Consider the following 15,795-nt stretch of genomic DNA (forward strand, 5'->3'; position numbering starts at 1 on the left):
AAATCGGCTTTTGCCGCTGCAAAGATACATGCTGAGGTCGACTTTTATGGAGGGCTTCAGCCTAATTCATACTAGGCAAGGTCACGGTGACGGTAGTGCCTTCATGAATTTGTGATTCAAGATGGATTTTCCCTCCCATTTGCTCAACCGCTTCCTTCACCATATATAGCCCCAATCCGGTACCTACATTTCGTTGGGTAGCCCTGGAAAACAAATTGAAAACATCACTTCTATGTCTTTCCTCAATTCCAATCCCATTGTCTTCCAAAGTAATTATTACCTGATTATCAAAAACATCTACTGTAAGACTGATTCGCTTTGGTCCTGGTTGACTTTTTTGGAACTGGACGGCATTGCTGAAAAGGTTGTTTAAAATCACCCGGATTTTGGAATCGTCTGAGAAAAAAGGAATTTTTTGATTGACTTGTACTTCGATATGAAAATGTGTCAGATCAAACTTTTCCCGGTAGGCAATCATTTGCTGATTTACCACATCCTGAAAGTGGATCTCAGTTACTTTGTGATCTATTTTGGTAGATCGATAAAAATCCAACATTTTGTAGATAAAGTCGTCCAGCTTTCCGGTGGCGGTATCTATCATTTCAAAATATTCCAAGACATTGGGATCCGAAACTTCCATTTTTGCCAGCTTGGACACACCCGAAATACTCATCAGTGGCCCCCTGAGTTCATGAGATAAGCTGTAGACAAACTGATTCATCTCGGAATGAAGCTTTTTCAATTTGAGATTCTTTTCTTTGAGTTCTCTCCTCATGAAATAGATATCAGCAGCATTTTTAATGGAGTTTTTAATCTGCTCAATGTTCCATGGTTTGTCAATAAATCGATAAACCTCTCCTTTATTGATCGCATCAATCACACTTGCGATATCAGAATAGCCAGTCAAAAGAATTCGGATGGGATCAGGATTGATCTGCACCATCCGCTCGAAAAATTCGGTACCCGTCATTCCAGGCATACGCTGGTCTGCAATGACCACGTGTATCTCTTCTTCTTGAGCGATTCTTAGTCCCTCTTCTCCATCGATAGCGGTAAAAATCTTAAAGTCCTTCCGAAGTGTAGCTCTAAAAGACTTGAGGTTATTGTCCTCATCATCGATGTAGAGTACGTTGATGTTATTTTCAATCATACTTTGGGATATTTTGGTAGATAGGAAGCGAAATAATAAATGAAGTCCCCTGCCCTTCCTCTGTAACAACTTCCAGGGTACCCTTGTGATTTTCAATAATAGAATAAACTATAGAAAGCCCCAAACCGGTGCCTTTACCGACAGGCTTGGTCGTGAAAAATGGTTCAAAAATCCTTTGTCTCACGTGTTCCGGCATGCCAGGTCCATTATCTTCAATTTCAATTTTTACCTGATCGGGTAAAGCCCTTGTTCTAATCGTAATTACAGGATCTGCGATTTTATCCAAGTTATCAGCCAACGCATGAACCGCATTGTTAATGATATTCATAAACACCTGATTGATTTTACCTGCAAGGCATTCCACCATAGGAAGTTCGCCATAATCTCGCACTATTCTGATTTTTCCAGGGATAGAGCTATTCAATAAAATAATCGTGCTATTGATCCCGTCATGAAGATCCACTTTTTTAATATCCTGTTCGTCAACCCTGGAGAATAACCTAAGTCCCTTCACAATCTCTACGGTTCTCTTTGCACCATCCTCCATGCCTTTGAGCAACTGTTCTACTTCATCCAGTACATAGTCCAGTTCCAAATCCTCTTCCAGTTTTTTGGCTTCTTTCTTGGTCTCAGGAGAAAATTCCTTTGATGCGGATGCTCTGTAAAATTCAATCACTTCCATAATATCTTTAATATCTCTTTTGAGAGGCGCGATATTGGAACTGACAAAATTGATTGGGTTATTAATCTCGTGCGCAATACCGGCTGTAAGCTGTCCTAAGGAAGCCATTTTTTCCTGACTTACCAGCTGGCTTTGAGTATTTTGGAGGTTTCTGACCGCCTGTTCGAGCTCGTCGGTACGAATCCTTACCTTCTCTTCAAGTTTGGTATTCTGCTCTTTGATGAGGTCTTCATTTTCCCGGAGTACCCGAAGTTTTTCGATTTGCTCAGCTTCCTTCTCTTTCTTGAGGATATTTATTTTATCTGCCAATGCAAAAGAGAGCAATAAAGCTTCAAAGATTGATCCGATGGTGAAGATGTAATTCGTCAAAAAATTGTGAGGGAGAATATTCAGATCACTGAGAAGGAATATCACCATACTGCAAATCAAAAGGAACCAGGAGAAAAGGAAAAATTTCGCAGGTCTGTAGCCTTTTCTTAGGCTGTATAAGGAAATTCCCAATAGGTAAGAAGGAACGATCCCTAAGAATATCTGAAGCAATCTGATCTTCAATTGACCGATTCCGAAATCGAAAAGGAAGGCCAATAAAATGAAGAAATATACTCCAATAATTGTGAGTCCAACTTTAAATATGTTGGGACTCATTTTCTTGATATTCAAAAAACGAAGTGAATAATAAATACCCACAATATTTACCATCACTGTACTGAGGTAAAAACTATATTTTTTCAAATAATCATTGTCAGGAAAGAAGTAGGAATCCACATATCCTCCTAAAATCCCTTGAGTAAGACCTACAAAAAATATGTATGAAATATATAGCCCATAGATATTTTCTTTAGTAGAAACCCATAAAAACATGTTGTAAATAAACATGGCTAGGATAATACCAAAGTAGATCCCAAAAAAGACATTTCGCTCATCTAATGTCCAGTTTTCATCCGTGCTATCTACCAGATTGATAGGCACATTATTGTTACCAAAGCTATTTACTTTAACATAAAAAGTCTGTCCTACATGAGAAGGAAGTTTAAATTGATTAAAAAAAGTAGCTCTATCATTCCACTCAAAATTTATCCTTCCTAAATCTTTTAAGAGAGTGCCCTCTGAAGAGTAAATCTGAATCTCATTCAGCATAGGATTACTAAACTCCAAAATAACCTCTTCATTTGGATTAACAGGCTTATTTAAAACCAACTTAATCCAAAAGTCCTGTTCTGAATAACCTAAGGCAAGGTCGCTGGAATTTGATAAATTAAACTGACTGTCATTAAAATTTAATAAATTGTTTACATCACCATTTATTTCTTCACTTGTAGTCCATCCGATAAATGAAAAATCATCTTTCTTATTTTGTGTACAGGAAGCTGCTACTATAAGTGTAAAAGTTAAAAATAAAAGAGTTTTTTTCATTGTAAATAAGATGTGTATTCAAGTTTAACTATATGACCTCTATACTCTTCATGTATCAGTAATCTTTCATTCTCTCTAATTTGAAAAATTGAATCTCTATGTTCTTGTGCGGTAAGCGGTAGATTAATTGCATCATGCAATTTCATTGCTGTTGCAATCAAATCTAATTTAGGATAATAAAAGGTACCATTGTTTCCCACCTGAGTAAGGATCTCATATCCCATCATTAATCCTAGTTTAACCGTAGTTGGGGCAAACAACGCATATAGGGAAGTGAGGCCTAATTTCGGTGTCAAAGCCAAACAGGCCTTTGACATAAAAATAGCCCCAATTCCAAGACCTGAAATCTGCCTGGAATTCCAGAGGCCACACACTTCACCGGTGCCGGCATCCAAGTCTTTATTGATTACCTCCTTTATCGAACTGTCCAACTCTTCAATGGCTTCAACCATAGGAAGGGGAAACTCCTTGTTGGCTTTGTGGATCCTGGCTCCACCATAGACTTTCCCATCTTCCTCGGATTCAACTATCACCACAATGACGTCTGGATTATTGACCCAATCTTCCTTGGCTGAAGTTACTTTTTTCACACCTATGCTCTCCAAAACTTGGCGATGGCCTTCGATAAATTTGCCACAACGGATCGGATCATTTATTGCCTTAAAAGCAATCAACCTAAACATCAATCAAGGAATTTAAGGGTATCAAGCACCTCTCTACGGTATGCTCTCATGGTAGGACTATCAGCGAAATTGAGCCTAAACATAAATATTTCTTCCATTTTCTTTTCAGACTTGAACAGAAAATCAAAAGAATCCTTCAATTGTTTAATCGAGGTCTCTTCCTCTGCACTAAATCCATGGTCACTCTCCTTCAAAACCTTATGAAATATGAACAAAGAAGCAGTGACTGGCTGAAAACTTAAGCCCTGTAGGTTGGCCCAAATCCAGATGCGCTGTAGCACCTTACCAGCTAATAGATAGGACGCTGCGTCAAATTTGGCAGCATTTAAAAGAAACATAGCCGATGACGATGTAATGGTATCCTTGGAAATCTTAGTCAATCCGTATCCCATTACAAATTTTCTAAAAAACTTAACCGTTCTGGGATCCTTCAACAATCCCATCGCGGCTCTTTCAGCTCCTGACAACTCCAACGTAGCTATATCAATACCGTCTTTAGTCTCCCTAGCTTCACGATCTGACCATCTGACTTCATTGATAAAATCCGCCAAACCCTGTTGATGAAAAAGTCTCATTCGATCCATTCCTCCAATCACCTTGGCCAACTGCTCCAGATCAGCATCTTCCTCAAGATGCTTAAGTGATAGTTGTGAATCTTCAATGAATGAAAAAACAGCCTGCATCTGTTCAGGAGACAGCCTTCTACGCTTTGCGTTTTTTCTGTTGGTACATCTTAATCCCAAACCTTCAACCAATTCTGCATGAGGGATCGGCAATGAATGTGGCAGTTTAGAGACAAATCTTATAGTCGCAATATGGGATTCATCAAATTCTTTGATTTGAATCACCTCCTCAATCTCTATCCCCATCTTCCCCGCTTTCAATCTCAGATTTTCCAAAGCTGATCCGAATGCAATTAAAGATCCTGTACCTCTAAAATCCAATAAAGAATGACTTCTGGCTTGATCATGGATCAAGTGAAGTAATCCCTTCTTATCATAAAGCCAAATCCATGGCTGAACATTTCCTCCTGACGGGGCAAGGTTTGCAGCTTCTACCAATTGAATGACTTCCTCTTTGGTGGGCAGATAGGCTGAAGGCATTACATTATTTGGAATGGAAACTTCAGAATGGGCAGGGATGAAACTTGGAGTATCGAAATTGAAATCCTCTACTTCTACAGGGATCAACTCATCGAAATCCACATAGTAACGTCCGGATTTCACCGCTTCTCCCAGCAATAATTTCCTACCCACGTGAGCAACTGAAGCTCCCCCTAAAAACACCCCGGAAGCGAGCTGAGGCCATGAGGAAATAGATTGCCCTACCTCGAGCAATGACGCCTTCATTCGGGGAGATAGGGTCTCCAAGCCGGTAATCCTTAAACCAAAAGCAATCCGCTGAGTGATTGTCAGATTTTTAATCATGCTGAGGTCCACTTCCCCAAGCAGACCATGAAATATTTTTCTTTCTGGCTCCTGATCAAATCGCTCCACATCCAACATCCCTCTGTCTGATGTATCCATCATCACCGGGATTTGAACGGCTTTGGCTTTTTCTCTGATCAGCAGCTTGATATCAAAGCTATCGCATTCGTCAATCACCAAATCCAATTTACCTCCATCATGAAGAAATGAGTCGATATTTGCTTCCGTTATACCTTCTCTAAAAAGAGTGAGTTTGATGAATGGATCAATCTCAGAAATCTCCCTGGCAGCAATAATCAATTTTTCAACACCCAAACTGGCTACACCTGCCTTCAATCGATTCAAATTACTGAGCTCGAGTGTATCAAAATCTGCCAGCCTCATTTCCCCGCAACTTCGTTCCAAAGCCATGGTGAGCGCTATACTTTGGCCTACCGAGAGTCCAATTATTCCAATCTTTTTCTTCGAAAGCTCAAGCTGCTCTGAAGGTGTTATTTTGTAGTGATTGCGAAGTGTACGGACCTTTATAAAGTCTTCCTTGGGGAGAAGGTGGACTAAGGAATATTTCCAAGGATAAAAGACCCAACATCCATACTTATCTCCGTCACTGTTTTTTAAAAAATCCTTGGCTCTTTCAGTAAGTTCAGCCTTTGAAAGCTGCAAATCCGGATGGTTCCCTTTGATTAAATCTTCAACTTGAGATTGTATTTCATCACAAACCCGAATCTGAGGATTGGATTTCAGGTCTTCAATCACCTGCCAGTCTGATGATACTGAAGGGTTTAATAAAAGAGGTAAAAATTGATCATTCCAATCAATTTTTAAAGAAGTAATCATAAGCTTTAATAGGTGACAAGCTCAGTAAAGTTAAATTATTCGGAATTAAGTCAATTTTTTCAGTATTTAAAAAAACATCGGCTAAAAAATTAATTATCAATCTGATTTTGACCTCATTTAATTGTGCTGTTTGTGAATTAAAACCAAAATCAGTTATTTGTATGCCAATAATAGATCGAAAATGGAGACGAAATCCGAAGATAAAATCAGAATCCTCTATGTGGATGATGAGGAAAACAACCTTCAGGCATTTAAGGCCACATTCCGAAGGGATTACAAGATTTTTTTAGCCATTTCGGCCAAAGAGGGCGTTGAATTGTTGAAAAATGAAGAGGTGGACATCATCATTACAGACCAAAGAATGCCTGAGAGAACTGGGGTTGAATTTTTGGAAAGTATCATCCCCACCTACCCAAAGCCTATTCGAATCCTTTTGACTGGATATACAGACATCCAAGCGGTAATCGATGCAATCAACAAAGGCCAAGTTTACCATTACCTCACCAAGCCTTGGGAGGAAGATTATTTAAGAACAGTCATCAAAAACGCTTTTGAGATCTATTCTTTGAGAAGAGAAAATGAAAGACTCACTGATGCCCTACTAAAGGCCAATGAGCAACTTGAGTTTTTGCTCAGACAAAACCTCCTTTCTTAATCAATACCTGGCAGCCAATAATAGCTGCAATTCCTTATGATTGATGCCGAACTTTTTGGCCAGAAAGGCATTGGTCAAACTACCTCGGTAAGTGTAAACTCCACGCAAGAACCATTTGTAATTAAAAATCATTTCCTCCGCTCCACCTAGATCATTCATCTGCAATATGATCGGAGTAAAGATATTGCTCAACGAATAAGAGGCCGTTCTGGCCACTCTTGATGCGATATTGGGCACGCAATAATGGATGATGTCATGGACCTGGTAGGTAGGCTCGTCATGAGTGGTCATTCTCGATGTTTCGATACATCCCCCTTGATCAATCCCTACATCGATAATGATGCTGCCATGAATCATATTAGCCACCATCTCTTCGGTGACTACAATTTTATTTCTTCCTTTTTCCGCTCGCAGAGCTCCAATTACCACATCTGCCTCAGCCAATGCCTGAGAGAGGCTGAAGTTATCAATTGTGGAAGTGTAGATCTGCTGTCCAAGCAACTGCTTGATTCGCCGAAGCTTATAAATATGATTGTCAAAAACTTTGATACTTGCTCCCAAACCTAAGGCGGTCCTTGCAGCATATTCTGCCACAGTCCCTGCACCGATGATTACCACCTGAGTGGGCGGCACACCGGTAATTCCGCCAAGAATTAAGCCTTTCCCTTCATTGACACTTGACAAGTACTCCGCGGCAATCAGCATGACCGTACTTCCTGCAATCTCAGCCATGGCTCGCACTACAGGCATTCCTCCCACCTTATCCTCTAGGTATTCAAAAGCAACCGCCGTAATTTTCTTCTCATTCAGTGCTTTGATAAACTCAGGAGTTTGTTTTTCAAGCTGCAATGCTGAGATAAGACAAGCTCCCGGCGACATGTCTGCTATTTCATCTTCGCTGGGTGCCTCTACTTTCAAAACTACATCTGCTGCCAACACTTCTTTTCGGGAATAGACGATTTTTGCCCCGGCATCAGCGTAATCCTGATCTTTAAACTTGGCCTGAATTCCTGCACCGGACTCTACCATGACTTCAATGTCATTGTTTGCCAATAATCCTACTGATTCAGGAGTGAGCACTATGCGTTTTTCCTGAGAGGATCTTTCCTTGGGGATTCCTATTTGAAGGGACTTACCGCCTTTTTTTAAAAGCACTGGCGACTCTTTTGGAATCAACCCTACGGAGGTTAAACCGGTTAATTCAGCAGGCATTTTGGGAATGTTGAAGGGTGATTTTTCTCCTGGTACTGGATTCTGTCTCAATGGTAATCAGGAAAAAATTATCCGGCAAAAATTGGGCAATTCGTTCAGCCCATTCCAACCAGCAAATTTTTCCACTATAAAAATACTCTTCTATCCCGATTTCCAATGCTTCCATTGGTTCATCAAGCCTGTAAAAGTCAAAATGATAAATCAAGTCACCAATTGCTGTACGGTACTCATTGACTATACCAAAAGTAGGACTGCTCACCGGGTCTTGTATATTCATCAAGTTGGAAAGGGTTTTTATCAGGGTGGTTTTTCCGGCACCCATTTCGCCATTGAAAACCCAGATTTTATCCTCTCCTGCTTCTTGAATTATCCGGTAGGCAGCTTGATCGATAGATTCCAGCTCGTATGAAAATGACTCCAAAACAGTTTATCCTTTAGGTCGCAAATGTACGATCGGAACAATCATTTCCTCCAATGAAATCCCTCCATGCTGGAAAGTATCCTTGTAGTAGTTCACGTAGTAGTTATAATTATTGGGATAGGCGAAGAAATAATCCTCTACCGCAAAGACATAAGAGGTAGAAACATTCAATCGTGGCAACTTTGCCTCTTCCGGCTTTCGGATTTCAAATACTTTACCCGGCTCAAAGTTTAGATTTTTACCTTGCTTATATCTCAAGTTTGTGGTCACATTCTTATCCCCTATGATTCGGTAGGGCTTGTTTACTTTTTTCGTCCCATGGTCGGTGGTGACAATGACTTCTCCTCCAGCATGTTGGATTTTCTTCATCAGCTCAAAAAGTGAAGAATGCTCAAACCAGCTTTTGGTCAATGATCGGTAGGCAGATTCATCCGGAGCGAGCTCTCGAATCATTTTCATGTCTGTACGAGCATGGGAAACCATATCCACAAAGTTGTAAACCAACACATTGAGATCATTCTGGAGCATGGTATGAAACTGATCCAGTACGGTTTTTCCTTGCTGGGTCTGAATGATTTTATGGTAGGAAAACTTCACGGGCAACCTGTTTTTCTCTAGGTTGATTCTGATCCAATCCTCTTCAAAGTTGTTTTTACCTTCTTCTGAGTCTTCGTCTTCCCAGAATTTTGGATACAACCTAGCCATATCAGCAGGCATCATTCCTGAAAAAAGTGCATTTCTGGCAAAAGCTGTAGTGGTAGGAAGAATGCTGTAATACGTAGACTTTTCCTCCACATGAAAGTAGGGACTGATTAATGACTCGATTTCTTCCCACTGATCTAATCTCAGGTTATCAATCACAATGAAAAAAACAGGCTTTTTTGATTTTAAAACCGGAAATACCCGCTCTTTCATCACTTGATGTGACATCAAAGGCTTATCTGGATTACTATCTTTCATCCAATCCAAGTAATTTTCCTTAACAAATCTGGAAAATGAAGCATTGGCCTCTGCCTTTTGGGTTTCCAAAACCTCAAGCATACTTTTGTTTTCTGTTGAATCTATTTCCAATTCCCAAAAGGTGAGCTTCTTGTACAGATCAGCCCAAGCTTGATGATCATTTGCATCTCCCAAGGCATAACTGATCTGCATAAATTCTTGCTGATAGTTTTGCGCAGTTTTGGAATCAACCAACTGTTTGTTTTGAAGAATTTTTTTCACTGAGAGCCAAATCTGACTTGGATTGAGCGGCTTGATGAGGTAATCGGCGATTTTGCCACCGATGGCATCGTCCATGATATGCTCCTCTTCGCTTTTGGTAATCATGACTACCGGAATCTGAGGCTTGATGTGCTTGATCTGCTGTAAGGTTTCCAATCCGGTCATCCCTGGCATCATTTCATCCAAAAAAATTACATCGAAATTTTTCTCCTCCACCTCTTCGATGGCATCGACTCCAGAATTGACCGTGGTAATTTCACATCCTTTTTCCCGAAGGAAAAGAATATGTGGTTTAAGCAGATCAATTTCATCATCTGCCCAAAGAATATGGAATTTTTGAGACATGTTTGCTCCCTTTTCTTCTAAAATTATAATTACTTTTGAGTCATTCAAATGAGTGCTGATTGAAAAGCCAGAAAATACTAAACGACCCCGTGTATGGTTTCATTACCATCCCTAGCGAGTTGATTTTTGCCATCATTGATCACCCTTACTTTCAGAGATTACGCCGGATCCGTCAGTTGGGTTTGACTGATTTTGTTTATCCGGGAGCTTTGCATACCCGGTTCCACCATGCTTTGGGAGCTATGCACCTCATGAGCATCACTTTAGATAATTTAAGGATCAAGGGTACGGAGATTTCAGATGAGGAATATGAAGCAGCCTTGATTGCCATATTGCTTCATGACATTGGGCACGGACCCTTTTCGCATGCCTTGGAATACAGCTTATTGAATGGCATTCCACACGAGGAGTTATCCCTTATGACCATCGAGTTACTCAATGAGCAATTTGGAGGAAAATTGGACTTGGCTTTGACCATTTTCAAAAACCAATACGATAGAAAATTCTTAAATCAACTGGTTTCCAGCCAATTGGACATTGATCGATTGGACTACTTGCAAAGAGATTGTTTTTTCACGGGAGTATCAGAAGGGACGATTGGCGCGGATCGTATCATCAAAATGATGGCGGTAAATGATGGACAATTGGTCATCGAGGAAAAGGGAATTTATTCCATTGAAAATTTTCTCAGTGCACGCAGGCTGATGTATTGGCAGGTGTATTTGCACAAAACCACCGTCAGTGCCGAGAAAATGCTCATCAACCTTATTCAGCGTGCAAAACACCTCGCCCAATCGGGCATGGAATTTCATGTGACAGAAGAGTTTGAATTTTTCATGAAAAACCAACTTAGCCTGGAAGATTTCAAAAGGCAGCCCCAACTGCTGGAAAACTTCCTTCAATTGGACGACTTTGATATCTGGGGAGCGATCAAACTCTGGAAAAAATCTGAAGACTATGTTTTGAGAAATATCTCACAGATGTTTTTGACCCGAAACCTTTACAAAATCAATTTGGTGAATGACCCTTTTTCACTGTCCGAACTGGAGCAATTAAAGAGTCAGACGCTTAAAAAACTGAACATCCCAAAAGAAGATATTGACTATTTCTTTTCTTCTGGTACTGTCAGCAATTACGGCTATGTAGCCAAAGATCGAATCAATATTCTGACTAAATCCGGAGATGTCGTGGACGTAGCCAGTGCCGCTGACCTACCAAACATCAAGGTAATGAGCAAGATTGTGGAGAAGCATTATGTATGCAGAGCCAAAAAACTAATTTTGCCTAATTAAACAACTCCCAAGTCCCTATGCAATTTTCACTTGGTCAAATCGCAGCCATCCTAGGAGGAACCGTAGAGGGCGACCCCAACCAGCTGGTGTATCGCTTAGACAAAATCCAGGAAGGCAAATCCGGAGGAATCAGCTTTTTAGCCAATGAAAAGTATGAACCATACCTCTACGAAACTAATTCCACTGCGGTAATCATTTCGGAAGGATTCACTCCAAATAAACCATTCAAAACGACGCTCATCCGCGTTAAAGATGCTTATTTGGGATTTACCACCTTATTGGAAGCCTATGCACAGCTAAGCAAAACTTCTCTAGTCGGAGTTGAGCAACCCAGCTACATGCACGAAAGCAGTACCATGGGAGTCAATGGGTACAGAGGTGCTCTTTCTTATATCGGAAAAAACTGCCAGCTCGAAGATGATGTCAAGGTCCATGGACAGGCCTACATTGGTGATCGGGTGAAAATTGGAAAAGGAAGTATTATTCACCCTGGCGCGAAAATCTGCTCAGATACTGTGATCGGAAACTATTGCGAGGTCCATCCGGGTGCGGTTATTGGTTCGGATGGTTTTGGTTTTGCTCCACAGGCAGACGGAACCTACAAGACAATCCCTCAAATAGGCAATGTAATCTTGGAGGATCATGTCAGTGTGGGTGCCAATGCCACGATTGATTGTGCCACGATGGGCTCCACGATTATAAAAAAGGGAGCAAAAATCGACAACCTAGTCCAAATTGCGCACAATGTGATCATCGGAGAAAACACGGTAATTGCAGCACAGACAGGAATCTCAGGATCTACCGAAATAGGAAAAAACTGTGTAATTGCAGGCAAAGCTGGTATCGCCGGCCACATCAAAGTCGCCGATAATACAACTATAGGAGGAAATACAGGAATCAGTAAATCGATCAAAACCTCAGGGCAAACACTTTTCGGTTTCATTGCAATGGACCTAAAGGAATTCCTAAAATCATATGCGGTCTTTAAAAATCTGGACCAACTGCAACAGCGAGTCCAACAACTGGAAAAAAAGGGCTAATTTTACCGCCTTTAGTTTTTGCTAGGAAAATAACACAATGAAAGTAAAGCAGCACACGATCCAGCGCCAGGTGGAACTGTCAGGAGTAGGACTTCACACTGGAGTGGTATCAAATATGACCTTTTTACCTGCGCCTCCTAACCATGGCATCAAATTTCAACGGGTAGATCTGGAAGGCAGACCAACCGTAGATGCCGATTGTGACTTGGTAGTCGATGTTTCCAGGGGTACTACTTTGGAACAAAACGGTGCAAGAGTGTACACCGTTGAGCACGTTTTGGCTGCTCTGGTAGGACTTGAAATTGACAATGTGCTCATCCAATTGGATGGGCCTGAACCTCCGATCATGGATGGCTCTTCCATCCAATTCATAGAAGTTTTGGAGGATGCTGGTTTAGAGGAGCAAAATGCACTTCGGAGATTTTTTGAGGTACAGGAAAGCATCCAATATAAAGACTCCGCCCGCGAAGTAGAGATGGTAGCCTTGCCCACCAATAATTATCGGGTGACTGTGATGGTAGATTACAATTCTCCGGTTTTGGGCAGTCAGCACGCCTCTATCACGGACATTAGCCAGTTCAAGTCAGAAATCGCTTCTTGCCGTACGTTCTGTTTTCTCCATGAATTGGAGATGCTTTATAATTCCAACCTGATCAAAGGTGGCGATCTCAACAATGCCATTGTAGTTGTAGACAGAGTTGTAGAAAAGGAAGAATTGGCTCATTTGGCCAAGATGTTCAACAAGCAAACTGTCGAAGTAAAAAAAGAAGGCATCCTAAACAATGTGGATTTACGGTATAGAAATGAGCCGGCGAGACATAAATTATTGGATGTGGTAGGAGATTTAGCTTTGGTAGGGAGACCCTTGAAAGCACAGATTTTGGCAGCAAGACCTGGACATGCCGCCAATGTAGCATTCGCTAAAAAGCTGAAAAGAGCAATGGAAAAAATGGGGGCTTCACATATCCCCCATTACGACCCAAAGCTACCTCCTGTAATGGACATTAATCAAATCAGCAATATTCTCCCACACAGGTATCCGTTTCAATTGATTGACAAGATCATTTATCTGGATGAAACCGTGGTGGCAGGCGTAAAAAATGTAACCATGAATGAGCCTTTTTTCATGGGACATTTTCCGGGAAATCCAGTAATGCCAGGCGTACTACAGGTGGAGGCAATGGCTCAGACTGGAGGCATCTTGGTTCTAAGCTCGGTAGAAGATCCTGAAAATTACTGGACCTACTTCTTGGGAATCGAAAATTGCAAATTTAGAAAGATGGTTCTCCCAGGAGACACCTTGGTATTCAAGTGTGAACTTCTCGCCCCAATCCGAAGAGGTATTGCCAAAATGAGAGGTGAAGCGTATGTAGGCAACACCTTAGTATGTGAAGCAGTAATGACCGCAAGCATCACTCGAAAAGAACTATGATCAGCCCTTTAGCATCTATACATCCTGAAGCCAAACTCGCAGAGGGAGTTCATGTGGATCCTTTTACCATGATTCATGAAGATGTGGTTATTGGTAAAAATACTTGGATCGGATCCAATGTAACCATTTACCCAGGAGCCAGAATCGGTGAAAACTGTAAGGTTTTCCCAGGAGCAGTCATTGCAGGGATTCCGCAGGATCTGAAATTTCAGGGAGAAGAGTCTACTGTGGTCATTGGTGATCATACCACTATCCGAGAGTGCGTGACTATTTCCAGAGGCACTGTAGATAAACAAACTACGGTGGTTGGCAGCCATTGCCTGTTGATGGCTTATGTGCATGTGGCGCACGATTGTGTGATAGGTAGTCATGTGATCATTGCCAACTCGGTGCAGATCGCGGGACACGTTTCCATCGACGATTGGGCAATAGTAGGTGGATCAAGCGCTATTCATCAGTTTGTGAAAATCGGAATGCACGCAATGATTTCCGGTGGTTCATTGGTAAGAAAAGATGTCCCTCCATTCACCAAAGCTGCAAGAGAACCACTTTCTTATGCAGGTGTCAATTCATTGGGATTAAGGAGGAGAGGGTTTTCCAGCGAAAGTATCGCACACATTCAAGAGGTCTATCGTTACCTTTTCCTCAATAGTCTTAACAACAGTCGAGCTTTGGAGGAAATAGAGATCAATCTTCCTGCGACCAAGGAGCGAGATGAAATCCTCAATTTCATTCGATCTTCAGAGCGTGGCGTCATGAAAGGATACATTAACTGATATGCTGAAAATCCAGGTACAAGAAGCTTCAAAGCGCTTTCAATACGAATGGATTTTCAAAAACCTGAGTTTAGAACTGAATTCGGGTGACAGTCTGGCAATCACAGGAAGCAACGGCTCCGGAAAATCCACTTTATTGAAGTGCATCTCCGGAGCTGTTCCTTTAAGTACCGGAAAACTATCCTACTTTTTGAATGAAAAACCACTAGCAGAATCCGAGTGGTATACCGCCTTGGCATTGGCCACTCCCTACATGGAATTGCCAGAAGAATTCACCCTGAGGGAAGCGATTGAATTTCATTTTAAGTTCAAGAAACCTCATCTAAACCTGAGTCCTAAAGAAATCATAGAGATTCTCTACTTGGAAACTCATCAAAACAAACCGGTTTCTCAGTTTTCATCTGGCATGAAGCAACGAGTCAAACTGGGACTGGCAGTCCTATCAGAGGTACCTCTTGTTTTACTAGACGAACCAACTTCCAATCTGGACAAAAAGGGGATTCAATGGTACCTCAGTCTCATTCAGACCTACACCAAAAATCGCCTAGTAATCGTCTGCTCCAACGAGCCCCGGGAGTACGAGTTCTGTTCACAAAAATTAGGGATGGAGGACTTCAAATAGGCTTTTCCCTTTGATCTTTAACCGATATGGTTAATTTTACTTTCCTAATATTGATGCTATGAAATCCCGCTTCTATTCTTTCTTTTTGCTTTCGCTGATTTTTTTTGGAACATCTTCTTGTGATCCCGACAAACCCACTCCTACACCACAAAAAACCCCCGAGCAAATCGCCACTGAAGCACTTGCAGGATCAGGAACACAAACATGGGCTGTAGCAGGCGGTGGTTCCGTCTCCAGAGATGGCAGGACAGTAACAGACCTATATAGCGCTTTTGAATTGGTCCTGAATACCACGAATACTTCCAAGACTTACACGACCAAAAACAATAACGACCTCTTTGATGCCAATGGAAACTGGAGTTTTGCGGGTACCAATTTCGACAAAATCCAACTCACCGGGGCAAAGCCAGTGGCTGGGAGAGAAATCTCCTTTACCCAAACAGGAAGCACTTTGAGATTGGATTTCAGTGTACCTATGCCTGGAGCCCGAACCAACGGTCAGCAGGCAGTAGCGGGAACCTATTCCTTTGTCCTTCAGAAAAAATAATCCTCATTCCACCACCAATCCTAACGAAAAAGGGAGTCAA

At 41.4% G+C, this 15,795-nt stretch carries 14 protein-coding genes; 7 read left to right on the forward strand and 7 right to left on the reverse strand.

Going from position 1 to position 15,795, the window contains the following annotated elements:
- Positions 1–61 precede the first annotated feature (61 nt).
- From ACFPIK_RS17055 to ACFPIK_RS17070, 4 genes are read right to left on the reverse strand one after another with little or no spacing between them, the layout of a single operon-like run.
- A complete protein-coding gene (locus ACFPIK_RS17055; protein ID WP_377917538.1) occupies positions 62–1,147 on the reverse strand; it encodes a hybrid sensor histidine kinase/response regulator in 1,086 nt (361 codons plus the stop codon).
- On the reverse strand, positions 1,143–3,245 hold the full coding sequence (locus ACFPIK_RS17060) for a sensor histidine kinase (protein WP_377917486.1): 2,103 nt from the start codon (positions 3,243–3,245) through the stop codon (positions 1,143–1,145). The genes ACFPIK_RS17055 and ACFPIK_RS17060 overlap by 5 nt, the downstream gene beginning before the upstream one ends.
- A complete protein-coding gene (locus ACFPIK_RS17065) occupies positions 3,242–3,928 on the reverse strand; it encodes a hypothetical protein (RefSeq protein ID WP_377917488.1) in 687 nt (228 codons plus the stop codon). Before ACFPIK_RS17065 ends, ACFPIK_RS17060 begins: the two co-directional genes overlap by 4 nt.
- Positions 3,928–6,192, reverse strand: a complete 2,265-nt coding sequence (locus tag ACFPIK_RS17070) for an Rv1355c family protein (protein ID WP_377917490.1) — start codon at positions 6,190–6,192, stop codon at positions 3,928–3,930. The genes ACFPIK_RS17065 and ACFPIK_RS17070 overlap by 1 nt, the downstream gene beginning before the upstream one ends.
- Positions 6,193–6,373: 181 nt before the next feature.
- On the opposite strand from ACFPIK_RS17070, the gene ACFPIK_RS17075 reads away from it, so the two are divergent.
- Positions 6,374–6,847, forward strand: a complete 474-nt coding sequence (locus ACFPIK_RS17075; protein WP_377917492.1) for a response regulator — start codon at positions 6,374–6,376, stop codon at positions 6,845–6,847.
- On the opposite strand, the gene ACFPIK_RS17080 is transcribed toward ACFPIK_RS17075, so the two are convergent.
- Genes ACFPIK_RS17080 through porX form a run of 3 tightly spaced genes read right to left on the reverse strand, consistent with a single transcriptional unit; the run spans position 6,848 to position 10,046 of the window.
- Positions 6,848–8,059 (reverse strand): alanine dehydrogenase, encoded by a 1,212-nt coding sequence (locus tag ACFPIK_RS17080; RefSeq protein WP_377917494.1) that lies wholly within the window; start codon positions 8,057–8,059, stop codon positions 6,848–6,850.
- Positions 8,049–8,480 (reverse strand): tRNA (adenosine(37)-N6)-threonylcarbamoyltransferase complex ATPase subunit type 1 TsaE, encoded by a 432-nt coding sequence (gene tsaE / locus ACFPIK_RS17085; RefSeq protein ID WP_377917496.1) that lies wholly within the window; start codon positions 8,478–8,480, stop codon positions 8,049–8,051. The genes ACFPIK_RS17080 and tsaE overlap by 11 nt, the downstream gene beginning before the upstream one ends.
- A gap of 6 nt (positions 8,481–8,486) precedes the next feature.
- Complete coding sequence (gene porX / locus ACFPIK_RS17090) at positions 8,487–10,046, reverse strand: T9SS response regulator signal transducer PorX (protein ID WP_377917498.1); 1,560 nt, start codon at positions 10,044–10,046, stop codon at positions 8,487–8,489.
- A 59-nt stretch (positions 10,047–10,105) separates the two neighbouring features.
- Between porX and ACFPIK_RS17095 the strand changes: the two genes are divergently transcribed.
- Genes ACFPIK_RS17095 through ACFPIK_RS17120 form a run of 6 tightly spaced genes read left to right on the forward strand, consistent with a single transcriptional unit; the run spans position 10,106 to position 15,755 of the window.
- Entirely contained in the window at positions 10,106–11,338 is a 1,233-nt protein-coding gene (locus tag ACFPIK_RS17095; protein WP_377917500.1) for an HD domain-containing protein, read from the forward strand.
- A gap of 17 nt (positions 11,339–11,355) precedes the next feature.
- Positions 11,356–12,378, forward strand: a complete 1,023-nt coding sequence (gene lpxD, locus ACFPIK_RS17100) for a UDP-3-O-(3-hydroxymyristoyl)glucosamine N-acyltransferase (protein WP_377917502.1) — start codon at positions 11,356–11,358, stop codon at positions 12,376–12,378.
- 37 nt (positions 12,379–12,415) lie between these two features.
- Positions 12,416–13,810 carry a bifunctional UDP-3-O-[3-hydroxymyristoyl] N-acetylglucosamine deacetylase/3-hydroxyacyl-ACP dehydratase gene (locus ACFPIK_RS17105; protein WP_377917504.1) on the forward strand — a complete coding sequence of 465 codons (1,395 nt, stop codon included), beginning with the start codon at positions 12,416–12,418 and terminating at the stop codon, positions 13,808–13,810.
- The gene (lpxA, locus tag ACFPIK_RS17110) at positions 13,807–14,586 is read left to right on the forward strand and encodes an acyl-ACP--UDP-N-acetylglucosamine O-acyltransferase (RefSeq protein WP_377917506.1); all 780 of its coding nucleotides are present in this window, start codon (positions 13,807–13,809) and stop codon (positions 14,584–14,586) included. Before ACFPIK_RS17105 ends, lpxA begins: the two co-directional genes overlap by 4 nt.
- A gap of 1 nt (position 14,587) precedes the next feature.
- Positions 14,588–15,208, forward strand: coding sequence for an ABC transporter ATP-binding protein (locus ACFPIK_RS17115; RefSeq protein ID WP_377917508.1), 621 nt, complete (start codon positions 14,588–14,590; stop codon positions 15,206–15,208).
- 58 nt (positions 15,209–15,266) lie between these two features.
- Complete coding sequence (locus tag ACFPIK_RS17120; protein ID WP_377917509.1) at positions 15,267–15,755, forward strand: hypothetical protein; 489 nt, start codon at positions 15,267–15,269, stop codon at positions 15,753–15,755.
- The last annotated feature ends 40 nt before the right edge of the window (positions 15,756–15,795 follow it).

The sequence above is a fragment of the Algoriphagus aquatilis genome (genome assembly GCF_042657405.1).
GTDB lineage: Bacteria > Bacteroidota > Bacteroidia > Cytophagales > Cyclobacteriaceae > Algoriphagus > Algoriphagus aquatilis.

What these genes read in the sequence shown, in the direction of transcription:
- ACFPIK_RS17060 (WP_377917486.1), bottom strand. Translation starts at nt 3,245, where the DNA reads ATGAAAAAAACTCTTTTATTTTTAACTTTTACACTTATAGTAGCAGCT.
- ACFPIK_RS17065 (WP_377917488.1), bottom strand. Translation starts at nt 3,928, where the DNA reads ATGTTTAGGTTGATTGCTTTTAAGGCAATAAATGATCCGATCCGTTGT.
- ACFPIK_RS17070 (WP_377917490.1), bottom strand. Translation starts at nt 6,192, where the DNA reads ATGATTACTTCTTTAAAAATTGATTGGAATGATCAATTTTTACCTCTT.
- ACFPIK_RS17075 (WP_377917492.1), top strand. Translation starts at nt 6,374, where the DNA reads ATGGAGACGAAATCCGAAGATAAAATCAGAATCCTCTATGTGGATGAT.
- ACFPIK_RS17080 (WP_377917494.1), bottom strand. Translation starts at nt 8,059, where the DNA reads ATGCCTGCTGAATTAACCGGTTTAACCTCCGTAGGGTTGATTCCAAAA.
- porX (WP_377917498.1), bottom strand. Translation starts at nt 10,046, where the DNA reads ATGTCTCAAAAATTCCATATTCTTTGGGCAGATGATGAAATTGATCTG.
- lpxD (WP_377917502.1), top strand. Translation starts at nt 11,356, where the DNA reads ATGCAATTTTCACTTGGTCAAATCGCAGCCATCCTAGGAGGAACCGTA.
- ACFPIK_RS17105 (WP_377917504.1), top strand. Translation starts at nt 12,416, where the DNA reads ATGAAAGTAAAGCAGCACACGATCCAGCGCCAGGTGGAACTGTCAGGA.
- lpxA (WP_377917506.1), top strand. Translation starts at nt 13,807, where the DNA reads ATGATCAGCCCTTTAGCATCTATACATCCTGAAGCCAAACTCGCAGAG.
- ACFPIK_RS17115 (WP_377917508.1), top strand. Translation starts at nt 14,588, where the DNA reads ATGCTGAAAATCCAGGTACAAGAAGCTTCAAAGCGCTTTCAATACGAA.
- ACFPIK_RS17120 (WP_377917509.1), top strand. Translation starts at nt 15,267, where the DNA reads ATGAAATCCCGCTTCTATTCTTTCTTTTTGCTTTCGCTGATTTTTTTT.